General features: G+C 29.3%; 17 protein-coding genes. All 17 read left to right on the top strand.

Translation table 11 applies throughout. The features are described 5' to 3' along the window. Positions 1–13: 13 nt before the first annotated feature. The 17 genes from KDK92_RS18110 (at position 14) to KDK92_RS18030 (ending at position 24,005) form a co-directional block, all read left to right on the top strand. A complete protein-coding gene (locus tag KDK92_RS18110; protein WP_250860799.1) occupies positions 14–2,044 on the top strand; it encodes a transporter substrate-binding domain-containing protein in 2,031 nt (676 codons plus the stop codon). Continuing rightward, positions 2,031–3,389: a sigma-54-dependent transcriptional regulator gene (locus KDK92_RS18105; protein WP_250860798.1), complete on the top strand. Its 1,359-nt coding sequence runs from the start codon at positions 2,031–2,033 to the stop codon at positions 3,387–3,389. The genes KDK92_RS18110 and KDK92_RS18105 overlap by 14 nt, the downstream gene beginning before the upstream one ends. A 495-nt stretch (positions 3,390–3,884) precedes the next feature. Next, entirely contained in the window at positions 3,885–5,306 is a 1,422-nt protein-coding gene (gene nhaC, locus KDK92_RS18100; RefSeq protein WP_250860797.1) for a Na+/H+ antiporter NhaC, read from the top strand. A 40-nt stretch (positions 5,307–5,346) separates the two neighbouring features. Further along, positions 5,347–6,348 (top strand): asparaginase, encoded by a 1,002-nt coding sequence (locus tag KDK92_RS18095; RefSeq protein ID WP_250860796.1) that lies wholly within the window; start codon positions 5,347–5,349, stop codon positions 6,346–6,348. A 91-nt stretch (positions 6,349–6,439) separates the two neighbouring features. Continuing rightward, entirely contained in the window at positions 6,440–7,630 is a 1,191-nt protein-coding gene (locus KDK92_RS18090) for a pyridoxal phosphate-dependent aminotransferase (RefSeq protein ID WP_250860795.1), read from the top strand. 43 nt (positions 7,631–7,673) lie between these two features. Continuing rightward, a complete protein-coding gene (locus KDK92_RS18085) occupies positions 7,674–9,041 on the top strand; it encodes an oxaloacetate decarboxylase subunit alpha (protein ID WP_250860794.1) in 1,368 nt (455 codons plus the stop codon). A 144-nt stretch (positions 9,042–9,185) separates the two neighbouring features. After that, on the top strand, positions 9,186–9,521 hold the full coding sequence (locus KDK92_RS18080) for an OadG family protein (protein ID WP_250860793.1): 336 nt from the start codon (positions 9,186–9,188) through the stop codon (positions 9,519–9,521). A gap of 103 nt (positions 9,522–9,624) precedes the next feature. Beyond that, a complete protein-coding gene (locus KDK92_RS18075; protein WP_250860792.1) occupies positions 9,625–9,999 on the top strand; it encodes a biotin/lipoyl-containing protein in 375 nt (124 codons plus the stop codon). Between the two features lie 167 nt (positions 10,000–10,166). After that, on the top strand, positions 10,167–11,276 hold the full coding sequence (locus KDK92_RS18070; protein WP_250860791.1) for a sodium ion-translocating decarboxylase subunit beta: 1,110 nt from the start codon (positions 10,167–10,169) through the stop codon (positions 11,274–11,276). 60 nt (positions 11,277–11,336) lie between these two features. Then, the gene (gene gdhA / locus KDK92_RS18065; RefSeq protein WP_250860790.1) at positions 11,337–12,680 is read left to right on the top strand and encodes an NADP-specific glutamate dehydrogenase; all 1,344 of its coding nucleotides are present in this window, start codon (positions 11,337–11,339) and stop codon (positions 12,678–12,680) included. A 428-nt stretch (positions 12,681–13,108) separates the two neighbouring features. Then, positions 13,109–13,471 (top strand): hypothetical protein, encoded by a 363-nt coding sequence (locus KDK92_RS18060; RefSeq protein ID WP_250860789.1) that lies wholly within the window; start codon positions 13,109–13,111, stop codon positions 13,469–13,471. A 53-nt stretch (positions 13,472–13,524) separates the two neighbouring features. Then, entirely contained in the window at positions 13,525–14,301 is a 777-nt protein-coding gene (locus KDK92_RS18055) for a hypothetical protein (RefSeq protein ID WP_250860788.1), read from the top strand. A gap of 254 nt (positions 14,302–14,555) precedes the next feature. Beyond that, on the top strand, positions 14,556–15,311 hold the full coding sequence (locus KDK92_RS18050; RefSeq protein ID WP_250860787.1) for a hypothetical protein: 756 nt from the start codon (positions 14,556–14,558) through the stop codon (positions 15,309–15,311). 73 nt (positions 15,312–15,384) lie between these two features. Then, positions 15,385–17,166: a DEAD/DEAH box helicase gene (locus tag KDK92_RS18045; protein WP_250860786.1), complete on the top strand. Its 1,782-nt coding sequence runs from the start codon at positions 15,385–15,387 to the stop codon at positions 17,164–17,166. A 170-nt stretch (positions 17,167–17,336) separates the two neighbouring features. Further along, positions 17,337–19,148, top strand: coding sequence for a sensor histidine kinase (locus KDK92_RS18040; RefSeq protein WP_420852346.1), 1,812 nt, complete (start codon positions 17,337–17,339; stop codon positions 19,146–19,148). A 131-nt stretch (positions 19,149–19,279) separates the two neighbouring features. Next, the gene (locus KDK92_RS18035; RefSeq protein WP_250860784.1) at positions 19,280–21,487 is read left to right on the top strand and encodes a sensor domain-containing protein; all 2,208 of its coding nucleotides are present in this window, start codon (positions 19,280–19,282) and stop codon (positions 21,485–21,487) included. 220 nt (positions 21,488–21,707) lie between these two features. Then, positions 21,708–24,005, top strand: coding sequence for a putative bifunctional diguanylate cyclase/phosphodiesterase (locus KDK92_RS18030; protein ID WP_250860783.1), 2,298 nt, complete (start codon positions 21,708–21,710; stop codon positions 24,003–24,005). Positions 24,006–24,134 lie beyond the last annotated feature (129 nt).

Raw genomic sequence — 24,134 nt, 5'->3', positions numbered from 1 at the left:
ACAGGAGGGATATATGAAGAGAAAATCAATATTTGTAACAATAATATTAATATTATTTACAACCATATTTCTTGATGTTTATCTAAAAATTGAATATGATGCAAGTATATTTGAATATTTACAAAAGTCACATAAATTAACTAATGAAGAAAGAAAATGGCTAGAGAAACATGGGAGTATTATTTATGGAGCCGATCAAAATGCTCCGCCCCTTAGATATGTAGATGAAGAAAGTAAGCAGTATAAAGGGATTGTAGTAGATTATTTAAGGGCCTTGTCTATTGAATTGGGTACAGAAATAGAGTTTAAACCTTTAGTTTGGGATCAAGCTTTGGAAAGTTTAAAAAAAGGTGAAACGGACATATGTGATATGTATCCTTCAGAAAATAGAGGAAAGTATTATTTATTTTCTGATCCTATATACAATCAAAAGGCAGTTATATTAGTATCAAAAGATGAACAGGATATTGTCAATTATACACACTTAAAAGATAAAACTATTGCAGCTCAAAGTGGGGATTATGTTGTTGAGTTTTTAAGCTCTAAGGTAAGTGATATTAATTATAAATTGACAGTTGATTATGAAAATGCGATTTTGCACTTGAGAGAAGGAAAAGTCGATGCAGTTGTAGGAGATGAACCAGTAATAAGCTATTTTGTTGAAAAGCTTGGATTAAAAGAGCATTTTAAAATATTAGATAAGCCAATTTATGAGAAGGAGAGCATACTTGCGGTTCCTAAATCTGAGGAGATGCTTCTTGAAATATTAAATAAAGGAATTTATAATCTTAATAGAAAGAATACAATGGTTAAAATATATCAAAAATGGTTTGGTGTATCTGCTCCCTTCATTAAAGAAAACATTTCAGAAAAAATCACTTTAATTATTTCAATATTCATAACTATAATATTATTAGCTTCTTATCTATTTTATTCATGGAACAAACGTTTAAAAGAAGAAGTTGAAAAGAGGACTGAAGAACTTAATATTAGCAGAGCTGATCTTCAAACTACCTTTGACGGGTTGACTCATCTAATGATAGTTTTAAATAAAGAGTATAATATTATTAATGTTAATAAATCCTTTTGTAAATTAATTAAGAAAAATAAAAAAGAAGTTATAGGTAAAAATTGTAGAGATATTTCACAGAATATATATATGGATATTAATTTAGTTATTATTAATAAGACTTTTATTGAAGGAAAAAGCTTGCAAAATGAGTTTGAGTACAAGGATAGAATATTTGAAATGAGTACATTTCCTTTAGAGGATAAAATTAAGACAATAGATAGAGTTTTAGTTATGATTAAAGACATTACTAAAGTTAAAATTAGCGAGCGACAACTTTTACAGTCAAATAAAATGGCTGCCATAGGGCAACTAGCCTCAGGTGTAGCACATGAGATAAGAAATCCACTTGGGCTTATTAGAAATTATAGTTATATATTAAAAATGAATAAAAATAAAGATGAGGAAAAGACTGAAAAAGCTATAAGTGTTATTGAATCTTCTGTTAATAAGGCGAGTGATATAATTGATAATTTACTCAATTTTTCTAGGATATCTAGTAATAAACGTGAAGAAGTCAATATCCGAAATTTCATTGTAAATATTATAAAATTAGAATATAAAGTGATGGAAAAACAGAATATTAGAGTTGAAGTTGAATGCGATGATAAAATTATATGCAATATTAATCAAGAATCACTTAAACATATTTTTATTAATTTAATATCTAATTCCATAGATGCTATGACTAATGGTGGGGTGTTTAAGGTTGCATGCAATAAAAAAGATAATGTATTGATATTTATATGTTCTGATACAGGAAGTGGAATAAGACAAGAAGATTTAGAAAACATATTTAATCCTTTTTTTACTACAAAAGTACCAGGAAAAGGAACTGGATTAGGGTTATATGTAACATATAATGAAGTTAAAAAGCTTGGAGGAGAAATAAGGGTTTCAAGTGAACTAGAGGAAGGTACAACATTTTATATCACATTACCTTTAGATGGAGATGATATTAATGAAAAAAAATAATATCTTTAAAATACTTGTTGTAGATGATGAAAAAGAGTATAGAGAAGTTTTTCAGATGATACTTGAGGAAAATGGTTATATTACCGAAGTTACTTGTGGTGGGGAAGAGGCTTTAGAAAAACTGAAGAATAAAAGTTATGATTTGGTTTTAACGGATTTAATTATGAAAGGTATGGATGGAATTGAATTATTAAAAAATGTTAAAAAAGAATATACTGATACAGAAGTAATAATAGTAACGGGCTATGGAACTATTAAAAATGCAGTAGAAGCTATGAAAAAAGGAGCTTATACTTATTTTATTAAAGGTCATGATCCTGAAGAACTCTTAATTGAGATAGAAAAGCTTAAGAGATTGGTATTTATAGAAAAGGATAATCAAATATTGAGAAGTAAACAAGGTCATTCAAAATTCATGTTAAATACTAAAAATAAGGAATTTAAGAAGATTATAAATATTGCTGAAAAAGCAGCAAAAAGTAATGTGAATATATTAATATTGGGAGAATCAGGTGTTGGTAAAGAAGTGTTTGCAAAATATATACATGAATGTAGCGACAGAAAGGATGAACATTTTATAGCTGTTAATTGTCATGCTTTTTCAGAAAGTTTACTTGAATCGGAATTATTTGGTCATGAAAAAGGTGCATTTACTGGTGCCATTGATAAAAGAATAGGAAGATTTGAAGCAGCACATGGAGGTACCTTGTTTTTAGATGAAACTGGAGATATACCTTTAAGTACTCAGGTTAAACTACTAAGAACAATTGAAGAAAAAAAGATCGAAAGAATAGGAAGTAATAAATCTATAGATGTTGACTTTAGACTTATTTGTGCTACTAATAAGGAGTTGCATAAGTCAATAATTAATGGAGAATTTAGAGAAGATTTATTTTATAGAATAAGTACTATAACAATAGAAATACCTCCCTTAAGGGATAGAAAAGAAGATATCCCAGATTTGATAAATTTTTTCTTTGAAAAATTTAAAATTAAGCTTAAAAAGGATGTATGTGAAATAGAGAAAGAAGTTATGGATTTTCTTCTTTCTTATGAGTATCCAGGTAATGTAAGGGAGTTAAAAAATATTGTTGAGAGATTATTAGTTCTATCTGAGAAAGGTATTATACAAGAAAGTGATTTGCCTGAACATGGGGATAAAAAAACTTATGATAAAGAAATAGAAGATATAAAACCACTTAAAGTTATAAGAAAGGAAACTGAAGCGAAATATATTGAAAGAGTACTTGAACAATGTAACTATAATATAACTGAAGCAGCAAGAAAATTAGATATAAGCAGAAGACAACTATTCAATAAGATTACTGAATACGGACTAAAATAATATGAAATTTATTTCATATGTAATGTGGAAATAAATTTCACAGTAACGTGGAAATTTATTTCCACATTTATTAAGGATGAACATATTAATATGTTCATTTTTTTTGTTTGATTTTTTTATTATAAGAAACTTTTTAATTTTCTTGCACTATCTAAATATGCTTAAAGCTAGTAATAAAGAGGCTTTAGGCTTTTTTATTTTTTTAAAAAGATATTAGAATAATAAAAAAATGTCGAAAGTTAATGCAATTTGTAAAAATGGCATGCAATTTGCTTAAGTATATTAATGAATAAATAACACTTCCTTTTTGTATAAGGTAAAGGGTATTCATATGGTTTAAATGCAATCATAGAAGTTCTAAAATACTTAAACTCTTTAACCCTTTAAGAAACAGTACCTCTTATATAAATTTAATTTTTGTTTAAACTATATATGAATTACATAACTACAAAATATAAAAAGGAAGTATTAAAAAAATAAAGGGGGATTCATTTTATGTCAAAAAGTGTTAAGTTACCATCAATGGTTCAAGTAATAGTGGTTTTATCTATTTTTCTTGCATTAGCTTTTTCATTCACTACAGTGTTTGAATTACCAATACAATTAGCACTATTCACTTCGTGGTTTGTTATTATAGCACTTGGGGTTAAATTAGGTCATAGTTATAAAGAACTAGAAGCTTCTATTGCTAAAGGTATTTATAATGGTATGGACGCTATTCTTATACTTATAGCAGTTGGAGCTTTGGTAGGTACATGGATTGCCGGGGGGATAGTACCTAGTCTTATATACCATGGATTAAAGATAATAAATCCTAATATTTTCTTATTAGCAACTTTAATAATATGTGCCTTGACTTCAATAGCTACAGGAACATCATGGGGAACAGCTGGAACAGCTGGTATAGCTATGATGGGTATTGGACAAGGTCTTGGTATTCCATTACCACTTGTTGCAGGTGCAGTTTTATCTGGTGCATACTTTGGTGATAAGTTATCTCCTTTATCAGATAGTACAGTTTTAACAGCATCTATGTCTGGAATCGATGTTATGGATCATATTAAAGGAATGTCTCCTGCCAGTATACCTGGATTTATAATTACAGCAATTCTTTTCACAATTACAGGATTCAAATATGGTGGACAAAATGTAGATCTTGGAAGAATAGAATTATTTATGAATGCAATTAGTGATAACTTTAATACATCTTTATTGAATTTTGTTCCAATGCTTATTATTATCTTATTACTAATGAAGAGAAAACCTTCATTGCCAGTAATAACTTTTGGTGCCCTTTTAGGTATTGTTTGGGCAATTGTATTCCAAGGTATGGATCCAATAGCTGCTATAAATACTGCTTATCAACCTGCTGGTATGGACACAGGAGTAGCGTTTGTAGATAATATTTTAAGTCGTGGTGGTATTAATTCCATGTTAGGATCAGTAGCAATTATAATATTTGGTCTTGGTGTCGGAGGATTATTGGATAAAATTGGTATGATAGAGGTAATTGCAGCGAAATTCGAAAATTGGATTAAAAATACTGGTAGACTTGCAGTAGCAACTGTAGGAACTTCAATTTTAGGTAACGTATTTGGAAGCGCAATGTATGTACCATTGATTTTAACACCAAAAATCATGTCTAAAAACTATGACAAATTAAAAGTTCATAGAAGAGTTCTTTCAAGAAATACAGAATTTGGAGGTACATTAACTGCTGCAATGGTTCCTTGGAGTGATAATGGAATCTTTATGGCGGGTATCCTAGGTGTATCTTGTTTAGAATATATACCATACATGTGGTTAGCATTTGTTTGTATTGGAATCACAATTCTTTATGGGTATTTAGGAAAGTTTCAATGGATTGGTGAAAAAGTTGAATTTACTAACTATGATGAAATAGAAAACGCATCTTAGGAAGTCAGTAAAATACAATAGATTTTAGAGGGGTTTGTAAATGAAAAAAATACTTTTAATAGCTACTGGAGGAACCATTGCTTGTTCAGATGAAGGAAAAGGCTTAACTCCACATTACAATATTGATGATTTATTAGAGCGTGTTCCTGGAGTAAAAGATTTGTGTCATATAACAGGTAAACATATTTTAAATATTGATAGTACCAATATGAATCCAAAGTTTTGGGTCGATATGGCTCAAACTGTATATGACAATTATAATGACTATGATGGATTTGTAATTACCCATGGAACTGATACGATGGCATATACTTCGTCAGCGTTAACTTATATGCTTAAAAATATTAATAAACCTGTAGTTATAACTGGAGCGCAATATTCTATAGAAGAATTTGGTACGGATGCAAGGCAAAACTTAAGTGATGCTATAAGATTTGCACTTGAAGATATAGCTGGAGTATTTATAGCATTTGACGGAATGATAATTAATGGAACTCGTGCAATGAAAGTAAAAACTAAAAGCTTAGATGCTTTTAAAAGTGTAAATTATCCATATATTTCACGTATTAAATATGGAAAGATTTATTATGATAATGATATTCATAAAAATCACCAGTTAAAGTCAGACGCTGAATTAATATTTGAAAGTTCTTTATGTACAAATGTATTAGTATTAAAGTTATTTCCAGGTATAGATCCTAAAATATTTGATTTTATAAAAAAAGAATACAAAGGGGTAATTATTGAAAGTTTTGGTATTGGTGGGATACCATTTGAGAATTTTGATATTACTTCAAAAGTAAAAGAGCTGATTGATTCAGGTGTTGCAGTAGTGGTGACAACACAATGTTTGGAAGAAGGTGTGGATTTAGAAATATATGAAGTGGGAAAAGAGCTTGCTAGAAACAAAATAATTTATGCTAATGACATGAACACAGAAGCAATTGTTGCTAAATTGATGTGGACTTTAGGAAAATCAGAAAATATTGATGAGGTTAAAAAGCTTATTGAAACACCAGTAATGGGAGACTGTTGTTATTAGTCGTATGAAAATAAATAAGACTGTGAGAAAAACAACATCTCATAGTCTTGTCTATATCTAACTATTGATTTTATAAGGAGAAGAGAAAAGTATGAATAAGAATTTGTCTGTTAAAAACGAAGGAATTGCACCATCAATGACATTAGCTATTACAGCTAAAGCAAAAAAAATGATAGCAGATGGAGAAAATGTAATTAGTTTTGGAGTAGGAGAACCAGATTTTAAGACACCGGAAAATATTAGAAAAGCAGCGATAGAGGCAATTGAAAGTGGACGTACTGGATATACAGCGGCTGCAGGATTACCAAAATTAAAAGAAGCAATTTGCGAGAAGTTAAAAAAAGATAATGATTTAGACTATACTCCAGAAAATATTGTAGTATCAAATGGAGCAAAACACTCCTTATGTAATACTTTCCAAGCAATATGCAACCCAGGAGATGAAGTTATCGTAGCTGTACCATATTGGGTAAGTTATCCAGAACTAGTGAAATTAGCTGATGCTAATCCAGTATTTGTTGAAACTTTAGAAGAAAATGATTTCAAATATACTAAAGAAAGTTTACTTGAAGCAATAAATGATAAAACAAAAGCAATATTATTAAATAGTCCAAACAACCCAACGGGAACGGTTTACACTGAAGAAGAATTAAGAGAAATCGCTGAAATTGCAGTGGAAAATAATATTTATATCATAGCAGATGAGATATATGAAAAATTAATTTATGATGGAAAGCATGTTAGTATTGCCTCTTTCGGAGAAAAAATAAAGGATTTAACAATAGTTATAAATGGTATGTCTAAAGGCTATGCTATGACTGGATGGAGAATAGGTTATGTAGCAGCTCACAAGAAAATTGCTAAGATAATGACAAATATCCAAAGTCATGCTACATCAAATCCTAATACTATTGCACAATACGCAAGTATTGAGGGATTAACAGGAAGTCAAGAGTCAATAAATGAGATGGTTAAAGCTTTTGCTGAAAGAAGAAATTATATGGTTGAGAAGATAAATTCAATCAATAATCTATCTTGTAGAAAGCCGAAGGGGGCATTTTATGTAATGATAAATATTTCAGAACTATTTGGTAAAGAATTTAACGGAGTTAAAATTTTAAATTCCATGGAGCTTGCTGAATATTTGTTAAATACTGTAAAAGTAGCTGCTATCCCTGGAGCTGCATTTGGAAGCGATAACTATATAAGACTCTCTTATGCTACTTCACTTGAAAATATTAAAGAAGGATTAAATAGAATCGAAAAAGCTGTTCAATTATAGAATATTGATATAGATCTTGAAATTAACAAAAGAGGTGAACTAAATGGAGAGATTAAAAATAACTGAGACTGCATTAAGAGATGGACATCAATCTTTAATCGCAACTAGATTAACAACTGATGAAATATTACCTATCATTGAGACGATGGATCAAGTCGGATATTATGCTATGGAAGTATGGGGAGGAGCTACATTTGATGCTTGTCTTCGATACTTAAATGAAGATCCATGGGAAAGATTAAGAAAGATCAGAGCTAAAGCGAAAAATACTAAGCTTCAGATGCTTCTAAGAGGACAAAATTTATTAGGATATAAACATTATCCAGATGATGTTGTTGAGAAGTTTATTCAAAAGGCAGTAGAAAACGGAATAGATATTATCCGTGTTTTCGATGCATTAAATGATACTAGAAATCTAGAAACTTCAATAAAAACTATTAAAAAAGCAGGAGCTCATTGTCAGTGTGCAATTTCTTATACAACAAGTAAGATTCATACTACATCTTATTATTTAGATAAGATAACGGAAATGGAGAATTTAGGTGCAGATTCTATTTGTATTAAGGATATGGCAGGGATTCTAACACCATACCGTGCATATGAGTTAATAAAGAAAATCAAAAAGATAACAGCTTTACCTATAGAATTACACAATCATTGTACTAGTGGAATAGCATCAATGACTTATATGAAAGCAATTGAAGCTGGAGTAGATATTATTGATACAGCAATATCTCCTTTTGCAACAGGAACATCACAACCACCTACTGAATCTCTAGCGATTACTTATCAAAATACAGATAGAGATCCAAAATTAAATTTAGATTTACTAAATGAAGTAGCTTCATATTTTAAACCTATAAAAGAAAAATATACTTTAGATGGTACTTTAAATCCAAAGGTTATGAATACTGAACCTAAAACATTGAGTTATCAGGTTCCAGGGGGAATGCTTTCAAACTTATTATCTCAATTAACAGCTCAAAATGCTGGTGATAAATATGAGGAAGTTTTAGCAGAAGTACCAAAAGTAAGAGAGGATTTAGGATTCCCACCACTAGTAACACCTTTAAGCCAAATGGTTGGAACACAATCTGTGTTTAATGTTTTAACTGGAGAAAGATATAGGATAGTACCTAAAGAAATAAAGGATTATGTAAAAGGATTGTACGGAAAATCTCCTGCTCCTATAAATGAAGATATCAAGAAGAAAATTATAGGTAATGAAGAAGTTATTACTGTTAGACCAGCAGATTTGATAGAAGATGGATTTGATAGTTACAAGAAAGAAATCGAAGGATTATATGAATCCGAAGAAGATATATTATCATATGCATTATTCCCACAAATAGCTAAAAAATTCTTAGAAGATAAAGAACCAGAAATATATCATATTGAATTATCTATTTAGGATTCATATAGTTAAACTTACTTTAATAATTGTCTCAAAATATCCATGGTTTAAGGATTTTTGGACATGTATAAAGGAATAGTTTAACTTGAAGCTCTAAAGCAGAATAAAATAAGAAGTTTAACCTTGGAAGGTGGTGGAAGAATGTTTGAAGGAACTGTACAAATTAGTGACGTATTACAACTTACAGTACTTAGTATGAGTGTGGTATTTGCTAGTCTATTTGCCATTTCGCTTATATTAGAGTTATTTAAAATAGTCTTTTATGATAGAGATATTAAAAAGAAAGAAAAGCAGAATGAAAATAAGAAGGATGAAAGTGTAAATCAAACAACTGAAAGAGTTACTGAAACTGTTGTTGATTTAGAAGACAAAAATGTTTTAGCTATATTATTTACAGCAGCTATAGCAGCTAGTAATGGAAAGCATGCTTCTAATTTAAGAATAAAGAGCATTAAAAAAGTTAGCAATACAGAATGAACTAGATTTTGTTAGCTATATAATATGAAACAGCTGTGATTTAATGATGTTTGATATTAGAGAGAGTTACAAAACTTCATTTTGTATATAAGGAGGAAAACAAATGAAAAAATATAGAATTAGTTTTAATGGAGAAGTTTATGAGCTAGAAGTAGAAGAAATGGAAGGATCAGAAGTTGCTGTTACAAAGACAGAACCAAAGAAGGTAGCAGCACCTAAGGTAGTTGAAAAAAAAGAAACACCTAAAAAGAGTGCTCCTACTGGAGGAGAAGCTGTTACTGCACCAATGCCAGGGACAATAGTTGATGTTAAAGTTAGTGAAGGACAAAGTGTAAAAGCTGGACAAGTGGTAGTAGTTTTAGAAGCCATGAAGATGGAGAATGAAATAGTTGCTCCAGTAGATGGTGAGGTTACAGCTATAAACACTTCAAAAGGTGCTACAGTAGCATTAGGAGATTCATTAGTAACAATAGGGTAAGCAATATAAATTAAAAACACAATAATTGTTGTATAAATAGAATGAAATTTTGTAACCATATTACATCTCAAACATCCTTGAAACATTGGCTGTTAGAAATGAATATGATAACAAAATTAAGTCATTCTATATAGTTTAATCATTACAAAAGAAAGGAATGAGACCTGATGCAAGAAATGTTATATAATTTCTGGAACAGTACAGGATTCACAATGACTACTTGGCAAGAACTGCTTATGATTGCTATCGCATGTACATTTCTTTATTTGGGAATTAAAAAAGGGTACGAGCCGTATCTTTTAATACCAATAGCCTTTGGTATGTTATTAGTAAATCTACCTGGAACTGATTTAATGGGTGATAAAGGATTAATACATTATTTATATATGGGAACTAAATTAGGAATATATCCTCCGCTAATATTCTTATGCGTTGGTGCAAGTACTGATTTCGGTCCACTTATTGCAAATCCTAAGAGTATTCTTTTAGGGGCAGCTGCACAATTTGGAATTTTCTTTGCACTTATAGGAGCTATTTTACTAGGGTTTGATATTAAAGAAGCTGCTTCCATAGGAATTATTGGAGGTGCTGATGGACCTACAGCTATTTATCTTACAGGGCAATTAGCAGACCATTTATTAGGACCTATTGCACTAGCTGCATATTCGTATATGGCATTAGTACCAATAATACAACCGCCAATAATACGTTTATTAACTACTAAAGAAGAAAGACAGGTAAAAATGGAACAATTAAGACCTGTATCTAAAAAGGAAAAGGTAATTTTCCCAATTGTTGTAACAATATTTACTATTAAATTATTACCATCTGCAGCACCATTAATAGGAATGTTGATGTTTGGTAACTTAATAAAAGAATCTGGAGTTGTTCCAAAGCTTGTAGAAACAGCACAGAATTCATTTATGTATATTATAACTATTATTTTAGGTATAACAGTAGGAGCGAAAGCAGATGCTGCAACGTTGCTGAATCCACAGACACTAAAAATTGTAGTATTAGGTTTAGCAGCATTTTCAATAGGAACAGCATCAGGAGTTCTATTTGGAAAGGTTATGTATAAGTTAAGTAAAGGTAAGATCAATCCAATGATTGGAGCAGCAGGAGTATCTGCGGTACCAATGGCTGCTAGAGTTGTTCAAAAAGTTGGACGAGAAGAAAATCCAACTAACTTTTTATTGATGCATGCTATGGGACCAAATGTGGCTGGAGTAATAGGATCTGCTGTAGCTGCAGGGATATTATTAAATATGTTTTAAATTAAATATGCTTTAAATAATAAAATATTTTTAAATAATGAATAAAAGGGAGATATGGTTATGAATTATATCAATAATGTATTTGAAAATGTTAAAGCAAGAAATGCTAGCGAGCCTGAGTTTTTACAAGCTGTTGAGGAGGTTTTAAACTCTTTAGAGCCGGTATTAGTAAAGCATCCAGAGTATGTTGATGCAAATATCTTAGGAAGATTAACAGAGCCTGAAAGACAAATCATGTTCAAGGTGCCTTGGACAGATGATAATGGTAAACTTCATGTTAACCGTGGATTCAGAGTTCAATTTAACGGAGCTATAGGCCCTTATAAAGGAGGACTTAGATTCCATCCATCAGTTTATCTAGGAATAATTAAATTTTTAGGGTTCGAGCAAATTTTCAAAAATTCATTAACTGGACTTCCAATTGGGGGAGGAAAAGGGGGATCAGATTTCGATCCAAGAGGAAAATCTGATGCTGAAATCATGAGATTCTGTCAAAGCTTCATGACTGAGCTATACAGACACATCGGACCAAATGTGGACGTACCTGCTGGTGATATTGGAGTTGGTGGAAGAGAAATCGGATACTTATATGGACAATACAGAAGAATCAGAGGAGCATTCGAAAATGGAGTACTAACTGGTAAAGGACTTCCTTACGGTGGAAGCTTAATTAGACCAGAAGCTACTGGCTTCGGTGTAACTTACTTCGCAAATGAAATGTTAAAGCACGAAGGAATGGACTTTAACGGTAAAACAGTTGCAGTTTCAGGATTCGGTAATGTTGCGTGGGGAGCATGTATTAAGGTTGCTGATTTAGGTGGTAAGGTTGTTACTTTATCAGGTCCAGATGGATATATCTACGATGAGGATGGAGTTGTTACTGAAGAGAAGATTAACTTCTTATTAGAAATGAGAGCATCTGGTAGAGATAAGGTACAAGATTATGCTGATAAATTTGGTTGCGAGTTTTTTCAAGGTGAAAAGCCATGGGGAAGAAAAGTTGATATCATTATGCCATGTGCAACTCAAAATGATATTCACCTAGATCACGCTAAAGCAATCGTTGAAAATAGAATTAAGTTCATTGTTGAGGGTGCTAACATGCCTACAACTAATGAAGCTTTAGAATATTTAGTTGAAAAAGGAGTATTAGTTGGTCCTGCTAAAGCTGCAAATGCTGGTGGGGTTGCTGTTTCAGCTCTAGAAATGTCACAAAATAGCATGAGACTTTTATGGACAAGAGAGGAGGTTGATGCAAAACTTAAAGAAATAATGACTAATATTCATAACAATGCAATGAACGCAGCTGAAAACTACGGTTTTGGCTACAACTTAGTTGCTGGTGCTAACATAGCTGGTTTCTTAAAAGTAGCTGAAGCAATGCAGGCACAAGGGGACTATTAATTATAAAACAAAGGACAAAGCCCAAACAAAATAATAATTCTTCAAAAGTTTAAAATAGCCCAGTTAAAAAGACTGAGCTATTTTTTTACTCTATAGGAAATTATAAATTCATGAATCTGCGGATAAGTTATTGATTTTAACAACTATTTCAATGAAAGTGATTTTTTATAGAGTAAAAAAATGAAGGGGTTGTAGGGGAAGTATTTCCCCTGCCGGTTTAAGGAGGGGGCTCAGCAACGATAGTTGCGTCGAGGGGAACCATAGGGTTCCCTAGCGAAGCGCGAAGCGCCTTTTTTATTTAAAAAAAATGAAAAAATAATGGGAGGAAGGAGAAGAATAAAATACATGATGAATAATTATGGGATTAATGTTAAAATATATATTGGAAATTATTAAAATATATTGATAAAGCGAAAGGGGCATTGGTTTTGAAAAAAGAACATGTTAAAAAATTTGTTGATAAATATATGAAGTTAGGTAAGATGTCTGCTAAAAATGCAATTTCTATATTATTCTATATAGGATTATTTCCAATTCTAAGACAAGCAATACTTTATGGGCAAATGTTTTGCTTTACTAATAACATAGTTAAAAAAGTATGGGATAAATCAAGTACTCAGATGGTCAAAACTGGAACAGTTGTTCAAAAGGAAACTTATATGGTGGAAGGAATTATAAGAGGAATATTATATTTCTTAATTGCCGCAATTATATGGAAAATAGCATGTGAGCTTATACTTAAGATATTTAGATGTTTTGAGGTGTATGTAGATAAGAATAAGGGTGAGTAATCTTGAACTTGAGCTCAAAAAAGTTTGAATAAATTAACTGAGGAGAAAATATAATGGAAGAAACAAACTTAAATGAAGTAATTTTAAATGAAACTATCCCAAATAAAAAAGCATTATGGGATCCTAAAAATTTTTTAGTAATGAGCGTATTCTTATCATTTTTACCAGCCGGGATTTTATATTCTTTAAACTATGGAAGAGTAGGAAATAGAAAAAAGAAAAATATATCTTTGGTATTGTCATTACTTGGATTTATTCTATTCATTGTGGCGTTAATATTCATACCTATTATTATACCAATTACAATGATAAACTTAATAGCAAAATTGCTTGGTACAGGTATTAATATAGTAGTTGGGATATATTTAAAAAATAATCAAGAAAAAATATTTAAAGAACATATAAAGAATGGTGGAAACAAAGCATCTTTTGTTGTGCCTATACTTTTAAGTATTATTGTATGGGTAATTATTTTTTTATTACCTACACCTTATGATTCAATACAAGACAATAAAGTTGTTTTTGATGGTGATGAGGTTTATTATACTGAAAGTGTAGCAGTAGAAGAAGCAGAAAAGTTAGGGGAATTCCTTAGAGAAGTTGAGTTTTTTAGAGATGAGGATGATAGATGTGTTAAGATAGACAAAAATGAAGGTATATATATTTTTTCTTTTGGTATACTTAAAGAATATATAGATGATGCAGATATATTAAACATTGCTAGTGTGTTATGCGAATATTTACCTAATGAAGTATTTAATGGAGAAGAGGTTGAGGTGCATTTGTGTGATGAGAATTTTAAGCCTTTGAAGAAAATAAATTTAGAATAAAAAAATGTAATATAAAACTTAAATTATTCATGAAATACCTTAGTGAATCTTTATATAAAGATTCACTAAGGTATTTTATTTTTCTTGATAAAACATCAGAGATCTGCATTAAACAGGTAGCTGATGTTTTTGTATTTATTGTCATTTGCTATTGTTAGTAAATAAAATATAAATAGCAGGAAATGATAATAATAGACATACCTTAAAGAAATGATTGAAATTAATTTTAAATGAGTAACAGAGGAGGGGAGTTAATGGATGAAAAAAACTTAAATGAAGTAAATTTACATCAAACTATATCGAATAATAAAAAGCTATGGAATCCAAAAATATTTTTAGTAATAAGTGTATTTTTTTCTTTTTTACCAGCTGCAATTTTATATTCTTTAAACTATGGAAGAGTTGGATATAAGAGAAATAGAAATATTTCTTTGGCGGTTTCATTGCTGGGATTTATTCTGATTAGTGTAGCTTTGATATATATACCAAGTACTATGGGTAAAAGTATTATTTTTGGTATTAACCTAGGTATAGGTGCTTATTTGAAAAATGATCAAGAAAAATTATTCAAAGAACACATAGAAAGTGGTGGAAAGAAAGCTTCATATTTAGTACCTGTATTGATAAGTATCATTGTTACAGGAGTATTGATATTTTTCAGTATATATGTTGCATTAATACCAGATAACAGTGTTATCATTCATGGAGATAGAGTCTATTATACTGAAAGAGTAGAAAAAGAAGAAGCAGAAAAGTTAGCAAAATATCTTTCAGAAATAGAATTTTTATTAGATGATGATATTCCCGTAGATGTAAAAATTGATAGAAGTACAGAAGGATATATTTTCTCCTTTATTATAGAAGAAGAATATTTATATGATGAAGAGTTACTACAAGTTGCTAAAGATTTAGGTGTTTATCTATCCATTGAGGTTTTTAATGGAGATCAGGTTCAAGTACAGCTGTGTAATGAAGTATTTAAACCTTTGAAGAAAGTTAGTTCAAAATAAATAAAATGATTGAAAACAAGAATAAGATTTTTAAACTAATTACTCATGAAGAGTGAATTTTAGGAGGATAGACATGAAATTATCAGCAGCAGTAAGAGAACTTAATAAAATAAAAGGTCAATTAAATCAAGTAGAGCAAATTATTACGCATACTAAAACTCATTCACTGTGGACACATGAAGCATCTTTACGTAAAAAGCTTAAAAGCTTAGAAGAAATGAAAAAAGGATTTCTTAAAAAGAGATATGCTAAAAGGGTAAGAGAAATAGAGGAAATATATAAAGAATATGAGGATTTATTAAATTATGTTTCAAAGAGATTACTTGATGATTATAATGAAGACAATGAAACAAACTTCAAATTACATGAAATAATAGAGGACTATTATGAAAACTATATAAGTTCAGGAGTAATGAATGTTCTTATAACAAAATTTATTCCAAAGATTATAAATGAAAAGTTAGATGTGATCTTTCCAAAGAGCCCAAAGGATGAATATAAAGATGCAAGAAAAATAAAAAGAACTATTTATCTTCATTTAGGAGAGACCAACACTGGTAAAACCTATAATGCTATTCAGAAATTAAAACAGTCTAATAAAGGGGTATATCTTGCTCCTCTTAGAATACTTGCATTAGAGAATTATGAAAGATTAAATAATGAAGGGGTACCGTGTAATTTACTAACTGGTGAGGAAGAGATAATTCAGCAAGACGCAAAGCATATTTCATGCACTATAGAAAAGTTAGATGTAAATGAAGAATATGATGTAGCTGTTATAGATGAAATTCAAATGATAAATAATGATAGAAGAGGGGCTGCGTGGACTAGAGCATTATTAGGGCTAAAGTGCAAAGAAATTCATATTTGTGGAGCATTAAATACAAAGACCTTATTGATAGATATTATTAAGAGTATAGGAGATGAATATATTCCTAAGGAATATAAGAGGGATATTCCTCTTGAGATTGATGAGAAAGCATTTAGGTATAAAGAGGTTAAAGAAGGAGATGCGCTTGTTGTATTTTCAAAGAGAAGAGTACTTGAGCTGGGGGCTTATTACTCTAACTCAGGAATCAAGTCCAGTATAATTTATGGTGATTTGCCTCCAGAGGTTAGAAAAAAGCAATATGCACAATTTTTAAATCAAGAGTCTAGAATACTTATCACAACTGATGCAATTGGTATGGGTGTTAATCTCCCAATTAAAAGAATTGTTTTTATGGATATTAAGAAGTTTGATGGTAAGGAATTTAGACTTTTAACTTCTCAAGAAGTTAAGCAAATAGCTGGTAGAGCAGGAAGAAAGGGAATATATGATACTGGATTTGTAGGAGTCTCTGGTGATAACATAGATTTTATAAGTGATTGTATTAATAAAGAAGATAAAGAGATAGAATATGCTGTTTTAGGGCCAAGCGAAGATATATTGAATATAAAAACTGCATCTTTAAGCGAGAAGTTAGCTGTTTGGAGTGAAAAGGTACCACAATCAATATTATATGAAAAAATGGATATAGGAGAGTACTTAATCATTCTTCATAATATAAGAAAATATAGACTACCTGAGATTGTACAGTGGAAACTTATTATGATTCCTTTTGATGTAAAAGTAGAAGAACTTATGAATGCTTTTTTGTATTATGTAGATGAATTGTTTATTGGAAAAAGAGATGAAATATCGAAACCTACATATAAATATGAATCATTAGAGGAGTTTGAGCTTTATTATCAAAAGATTAATATATATTATTCATTTGGAAAAAGATTTGAAGTTACTTTTGATGAGGCGTGGGTTTATAGTGAAAGAAGAAAAGTTAGTGAAGAAATAAATAAGTTTTTATTAAAATTGTAAATCTGTATTAGTGAAATCATTAGGACTTTAGCTCAAAAAAGAGCAAAAGTCCTATTATTTTCAAAAAAAATAGAGGATTTTAGTATATTATGCAGAAAAAAGTATTATATCATTTAAAAGAAAAATAAAATATTTAAAGAATATTTATTTCATGTTGAGAGGTATTACAAATGTATCAAGAAATGGTAGGACTAGCTTTTCAAACATTCAGCAGTTGTTTATTAGCTGTGGTTTTCTTTTATCTTTACAAAAATAGTAAAATTAAGTGTTTTTTTTATTTTTCTATGTCAAGTTTTGTTTTCACATTAAAATTTCTATCTATAGTAGTTATAGAGGGAATTTTAAATTATATCTTTGGCGAGGTAATGAATTATATATTAACATTGTTTGCAATAATATTGTTATTTACTGGAGCTTACAATTTTATTAAAAATAAAATTACTAAATCCCAAAAATATATATCAGGGATATTAATTAGTATTATTTTAATAATTGGATATATGATTTCATGTTTGAATTTATATGATAGATTTTTATATCTTGTCTTTGGATTTCTCATGGTAATTATAAGCTGTGGAGTTTTTTGTTATTTCAAGAATTGCATAATAGGAAAATATATTACAGGTTTAAGTGGTTTTTTTCTAGGAGGAATATACATTATAGATTTTTTTGCAGATCTATTTTGGTGTGATAATTTAATATGGTATTTAATTCATTCTATAGTATTTTTGTTAATAGGTATTGGAATGGTAATATGTTATTATGAAATAAGTCAGATACGACTGGCCAAAGTTGAGGAAAGAAATAGACAGCTTGTTGAAGCCTTGCCTGATGGGATTTGTATTCATGTAAATGGAGAAATACTTTATATGAATTCTGCATTAGGAGAGTTAATTGGAATTGACAATCCAGAAGAATTTATTGGTGAAAAAGTATTGGATATTATTCATGAAGAGTATAATAAAAGAATTAAAAAGCATTTAGTTTCTATGAAAAAAGGACAACAACCAAGAATTATTGAGGAAAAAATAATCAGGAATGATGGCCAAGTTATAAATATTGAAGTTTGTGATACATTTTATGAATATGATGGAAAATTGGGGATACTTTCAATTATTCGAGATATATCAGAGCGTAAAAGAGCCGAAGAATTGCAACGGAGAGTGGAGGAAGAAGAAAGAAATTTAAAAGAAGCAAAGGAATATGAAAGATTAAGAAATGAATTCTTCGCTAACTTATCCCATGAATTCAAAACACCCTTAAATTTAATTTTTTGTACTGTTCAATTATTAAAGGTTAAATTAGCAAATGATGAAGAAAAGATAAATCAGTATATTAAAATCTTAAATCAAAATGGATATAGATTGCTAAGATTAATAAATAACTTAATTGATATTACTAAAATTGATGCAAACTATTTCGATATAGATTTGCAAAATTGTAATATTGTAAGTATCGTTGAAGAAATAACATTATCAGTAGCACAATACATAGAAAATAAAAACATTGAAATTATATTTGATACTGATATTGAAGAAAAAGTCATGGCTTGCGACCCAGATAAAATTGAGAGAATTATTTTGAATCTATTATCAAATTCAATAAAATTCACAAAGTCAGGTGGTAGTATAACTGTAAATACATATGATAAAGGAGAGAGTATTATTATTTCTATGAAGGATACTGGGATAGGTATTCCAAAGGAGAAATTAAATGTAATATTTAATAGATTTGCACAAGTAGATAAGTCTACCACAAGGAATCATGAAGGAAGTGGTATAGGTTTATCGCTAGTAAAATCCCTGGTAGAAATGCATGAAGGTACTATTGAAGTTAAAAGTGAATATGGAAAAGGAACCGAATTTATAATTGAACTTCCAGTTAAGCTTTTAAATGAAGAAACTAAAGTAGAAAAAAATAATAATATTAATCAAGATAAGGTAGAAAGAATTAATATTGAATTTTCTGATATATATGAGTAAAAAAACTTTTTCATAAATTTATGAAAAGGTTTTTTTCTTTTAAATAATGTAAGGTGCAAATATAAGGAGGAATTTGGCAAAAATATGTCGAAAAATATAGATAGAGCTTGACGTTAATAGGAGGCAGCAGAGTGAAAAACATTTTAATGAATGTACCTATAGCATACTTAATAGTAGGAGTAGTGATTATTGTAATTTCTTTATCTAGTACTATAATTTTTCATACAAAATTTTTGAAGGAAAATAAGGAAGTACGTTCTTTAAGAGAGATTGAAGAGAGATTTCGTATTCTGATAAATTCAAGTCCTAATCTTATAGGATTCAAAGATGGATTTGGAAGATATGTTGATGTTAATAAAGTTTCTATTAAGGTTTTTAACTTTGATAAAGTAGATTATAAAGGAAAAACAGATATAGAAATAGTTGAAATGAATCCTATGTATAAAGAGTGTTTATTAAAATGCAAAGAATCAGATGATCGTGCATGGGAGTTAAGAGAACCAATATGTACAGAAGAAAGAGTTCTTCAAGAGGATGGAAGTTATAAGATTTATGATGTTATCAAAGTACCAATTTTTTCTGATAATGGAGAGAGAAAAGCATTAACGATTTTAGGGCATGACGTGACAGAATTGAAAAAAGTCAATGAGAAATTAAGAGAAAGTGAGGAATGGTATAGACTAGCTGTAGAGGGGGCTAATGATGGCATATGGGAATATAACCTTAAAAAAGATATAACTTATATTTCATCAAAGTCTATGAGCTTTATTGGAGTTCTTAATATGGATAAACATAAGCGACGTGAAGTATGGAACTCATATATTCACCCTGAAGATTTTTGGAATGTGAAGCAAAAAATGAATCGCCATTTAAAAGGTGAAACAGAACAATATATATGTGAATATAGAATTAAGAACAAAGATGGCGAATATGTATGGATATATTCAAGAGGTAAGGCATTATTGAATGAAAAGGGAGTACCATATAGGGTTACCGGGTTTCATACTGATATAACAGATATAAAAAAGAATGAGGAAAGGATTAACTATTTAGCATATTATGATGAGGTAACAGGAGTACACAATAAAGCATTTATTTCAAATAAAGTGGAGGAACTTCAAAGTGAAGGATTTGAAAAAGGAAGAAAACATGCTCTATTAGTTATGGATATAGATGATTTTAAATATGTTAATGAGTTGATAGGTCATGTGCTAGGAGATTGTTTTTTAAAGGAGGTTGCCAAAAGAATAAAATCTTGTATTCCTCCTAATAGTATTTTAAGTAGATATAGTGGTGATGAATTTATTATTTTATTATATGATATTGAAAGTATTGAGGACGTAAGAAAAATAGTAGATAAGGTTTTAAAAGCTCTAGGAACAAAATTTGATATTATCAATCATCAATTTTTTATTAGTGAAAGTGTTGGTATAACTATATTTCCAGAACATGGTGAAAGTTTTCGAGATATCTTTACATTTGCTGAAATAGCTATGAACAAGGCAAAAAGATTGGGGAAGAACAAGTGTGTATTTTTTGATAAAAGTATGAAGGAGGAAATTGGAGAGAGAGTTCTATTGGAAAAAAACTTATATGAAGCCATTGAAAATAAGGAATTTATTGTAGCTTATCAGTTGCAAAAGGATTTGAAAAGTGATAGTTATACTGGGGCAGAAGCACTAGTGAGGTGGATGCATCCTGAAAAGGGATTAATTCCCCCTAATAAATTCATACCTCTAGCTGAAGAGACTGGATTAATAGTACCAATAGGGAAAATTATTTTAAAGGAGGCATGTCAAAAAATTAAGGAACTTCAGGACAAAGGATATAAGGATTTATCAGTATCGGTTAATATTTCTATTGGTCAGCTAAAAGCCCCTAATTTTGTTGATTTAATAGAGAATATTATTAAGGAAATAGAGTTTGAGCCCAAACTTCTTACATTGGAAATAACTGAAAGTATTTTAATGGAATCCTTTACATCGAGTATAGAAAAAATTGAACAATTAAGAGAGCTAGGCATAAAAATCGCACTGGATGATTTTGGAACGGGATATTCATCTTTTAATTATCTTAGAAAGCTACCTATTGATATACTTAAAATTGATAAATCTTTTGTAGATGAAATAGAAACTAACCTAAAGCAGAAGGCAATAGTTGGAGGTATAATTTCTGTTGCAAAAGAACTTGATTTTAAGGTGGTTGCTGAGGGTGTAGAAAAAATAGAACAATTGGAGATTTTAAAGGAACAAGATTGTGATAAAATACAAGGATATATTTTTTCTAAACCTTTATTTGAAAATGAATTTGATAAAATGCTCTTAGATAATAATGTATAAAAATTGATATTTAGAATAATAGAACATTTTTAAAAATTGTGAGGATTTAACTCGAAAGAGAGTAAAGGACTCTTTTCACGTGATGTGAAAAGGGTTCTTATTCCTTATTAAATGGAAATAAATAGAGGAATATATCATATTATGTAGAATGAATAATATATGATATTTAGAAAATAAACTAGTATTCTAAGAATACTTTATTAATATTAAGGAGTATTATATGAATATTAAGGAGTATTATATGAATGAACAAATGATAGGATTAATTTTTTTAGAAATAAGCAGTCTTTTATTAGCAGTTCTCTTTTTCTATCTTTATAAAAAAAATAAAATGAAAAGTTTTTTTTATTTTTCAATGGCATGTTTTGTATACACATTAGATTTTTTATTAGAAATGCAAGATGAATTTACAGGTGGAAATATAATAGGTAATATATTATTATTGCTAGGTAAGTTATTATTAGTTTATGGACTTTATGTTTTTTTGAAAAATAAAATTTTAAAGTATTCAAAATATATAATAGGTATTACAATTCCTTTTATATGCATATTAAGTTTTGACATTTTTCTTTTAGACTCAGATGGAGGTTTTTCATCCATTGTATTTGCATTTTTTATGATAGCTATAAGCTTTATAGTTTTTATTTTTTTTAAGAATGCACAAATTGGAAAGTATATATCTGGAGTGAGTAGTTTTTTTCTTGGAGCAATATATATTATTGATTTATTTACAAATATGTTTTTGAATTCTGTGTTAATATGGTATTTGATTCATTGTATATTGTTTTTATTGATAGGGATAGGCATGGTTATATGTTATTATGAAACAACACAGATTGAACTAGCAGAGGCAGATGAAAGGTACAGACTAGCTATTGATGGAGCAAACGATGGATTATGGGAATATGACTTAAAAAAAGATAGAATATTTATTTCGGCGAGATCAATGAGCTTTCTTGGAATTTATAATGTGGATGAATATAAACAATCTGAAGTGTGGACTTCACATATTCATGTTGAAGATTTTAAGAATTTGAAGAATAAAATGAGTGAACATCTAACAGGGGAAACAGAGCAATATATATGTGAATATAGGATTAAAAATAATTCTGGTGAATATGTATGGATATATGATAGAGGGAAGGCATTATTTGATGAAAAGGGAGTACCCTATAAAATTACGGGATTTCATACAAATATTACAGAGAGAAAAAAGAATGAGGAAAGAATTAATTATGTAGCATATTATGATGAGGTAACGGGGGTACATAATAAAGCATATATTTCTAAAAAAGTAGATGAGCTTGAAAATGAAGGGTTTGAAAAGGGTGAAAAACATGCAGTACTAGTTATAGACATAGATGATTTCAAATATGTTAATGATTTGATAGGGCATGTTCAAGGCGACTTTTTTCTAAAGGTTATTAGTGAAAGAATTAAATCTTGTCTCCCAACTAATAGTATTTTTAGTAGATACAGTGGTGATGAATTTATAGTTTTACTATACGATATTGAAAATATTAATGATGTTAAAAGCTTAGCTAATAAAATTTTACAAGTTCTTAGTAAGAAAATTAAAGTTATGAATCATGAGTTTTTTATTAGTGCAAGCAGTGGAATAACAGTATTTCCAGACCATGGTAAGAGTTTTGAAGAAATTTTTATGTTCGCAGAAATAGCTATGAACAAAGCAAAAGAACTAGGTAAGAATAGATGTATAGTTTTTAATAAAAGTATGAATGAGGAAATTATTCAGAGAGTATTACTAGAAAAGAGCATGTATGAAGCTATTAAAAATAAAGAATTTATTATTGCCTATCAGTTACAGAAGGATTTAAAAAGTGATAGTTTTACAGGAGCAGAGGCACTAGTAAGGTGGAGGCATCCTGAAAAGGGGTTAATTCCACCAAATGAATTTATACCTTTAGCTGAGGAAACGGGACTTATTATACCTATAGGGGAACTAATTTTAAGGGAAGCATGTAAAAAAATAAAGAATATTCAGGTTAAAGGAATTAAGGATTTTTCAATATCAGTTAATGTTTCTAGTGTTCAGTTAAAATCTCCTAATTTTATAGGTTCAGTAAAGAATATCTTAAATGAAATTGATTTAGATCCAAAGCTTCTAACCTTGGAAATTACAGAAAGTATTCTAATGGAATCATTAGCTCCAAATATAAAGAAAATTGAAGAATTAAGAGCGCTTGGTATTAAAATTGCTTTAGATGATTTTGGAACAGGATATTCATCTTTTAACTATATTATTAAGCTACCTATTGATATTCTCAAAATTGATAAATCTTTTATAGATGAAATACATACAAATCAAAAAGAAAAGTTAATAGTTGGAGGGATAATTTCAGTTGCAAAAAAGTTAAATTTTAATGTAGTTGCTGAGGGCGTGGAAAATATAGAACAATTAGAGATTTTAAAGGAACAAAATTGTGATAAAATTCAGGGTTATATTTTTTCTAAACCTGTATTTGAAAATGAACTTGATAAGTTATTATTGAAATAATAAAGAAGAAGACTGTAGTATATTTTGTGAAAACAAATTTACTACAGTTTTTTTTATAAATCATTGAATTAATATACATATTAAGAGTATAATTTTATTAGGAGTATTATGGTAAAAATGTAATAAAAT

It is taken from the genome of Oceanirhabdus seepicola (assembly GCF_023684385.1).
In the GTDB taxonomy this organism is placed as follows: domain Bacteria; phylum Bacillota; class Clostridia; order Clostridiales; family Clostridiaceae; genus Oceanirhabdus; species Oceanirhabdus seepicola.
This window is presented reverse-complemented; position numbering and strand designations above follow the sequence as displayed.

What these genes read in the sequence shown, in the direction of transcription:
- KDK92_RS18110 (WP_250860799.1), top strand. Translation starts at nt 14, where the DNA reads ATGAAGAGAAAATCAATATTTGTAACAATAATATTAATATTATTTACA.
- KDK92_RS18105 (WP_250860798.1), top strand. Translation starts at nt 2,031, where the DNA reads ATGAAAAAAAATAATATCTTTAAAATACTTGTTGTAGATGATGAAAAA.
- nhaC (WP_250860797.1), top strand. Translation starts at nt 3,885, where the DNA reads ATGTCAAAAAGTGTTAAGTTACCATCAATGGTTCAAGTAATAGTGGTT.
- KDK92_RS18095 (WP_250860796.1), top strand. Translation starts at nt 5,347, where the DNA reads ATGAAAAAAATACTTTTAATAGCTACTGGAGGAACCATTGCTTGTTCA.
- KDK92_RS18090 (WP_250860795.1), top strand. Translation starts at nt 6,440, where the DNA reads ATGAATAAGAATTTGTCTGTTAAAAACGAAGGAATTGCACCATCAATG.
- KDK92_RS18085 (WP_250860794.1), top strand. Translation starts at nt 7,674, where the DNA reads ATGGAGAGATTAAAAATAACTGAGACTGCATTAAGAGATGGACATCAA.
- KDK92_RS18080 (WP_250860793.1), top strand. Translation starts at nt 9,186, where the DNA reads ATGTTTGAAGGAACTGTACAAATTAGTGACGTATTACAACTTACAGTA.
- KDK92_RS18075 (WP_250860792.1), top strand. Translation starts at nt 9,625, where the DNA reads ATGAAAAAATATAGAATTAGTTTTAATGGAGAAGTTTATGAGCTAGAA.
- KDK92_RS18070 (WP_250860791.1), top strand. Translation starts at nt 10,167, where the DNA reads ATGCAAGAAATGTTATATAATTTCTGGAACAGTACAGGATTCACAATG.
- gdhA (WP_250860790.1), top strand. Translation starts at nt 11,337, where the DNA reads ATGAATTATATCAATAATGTATTTGAAAATGTTAAAGCAAGAAATGCT.
- KDK92_RS18055 (WP_250860788.1), top strand. Translation starts at nt 13,525, where the DNA reads ATGGAAGAAACAAACTTAAATGAAGTAATTTTAAATGAAACTATCCCA.
- KDK92_RS18050 (WP_250860787.1), top strand. Translation starts at nt 14,556, where the DNA reads ATGGATGAAAAAAACTTAAATGAAGTAAATTTACATCAAACTATATCG.
- KDK92_RS18045 (WP_250860786.1), top strand. Translation starts at nt 15,385, where the DNA reads ATGAAATTATCAGCAGCAGTAAGAGAACTTAATAAAATAAAAGGTCAA.
- KDK92_RS18040 (WP_420852346.1), top strand. Translation starts at nt 17,337, where the DNA reads ATGTATCAAGAAATGGTAGGACTAGCTTTTCAAACATTCAGCAGTTGT.
- KDK92_RS18030 (WP_250860783.1), top strand. Translation starts at nt 21,708, where the DNA reads ATGAATATTAAGGAGTATTATATGAATGAACAAATGATAGGATTAATT.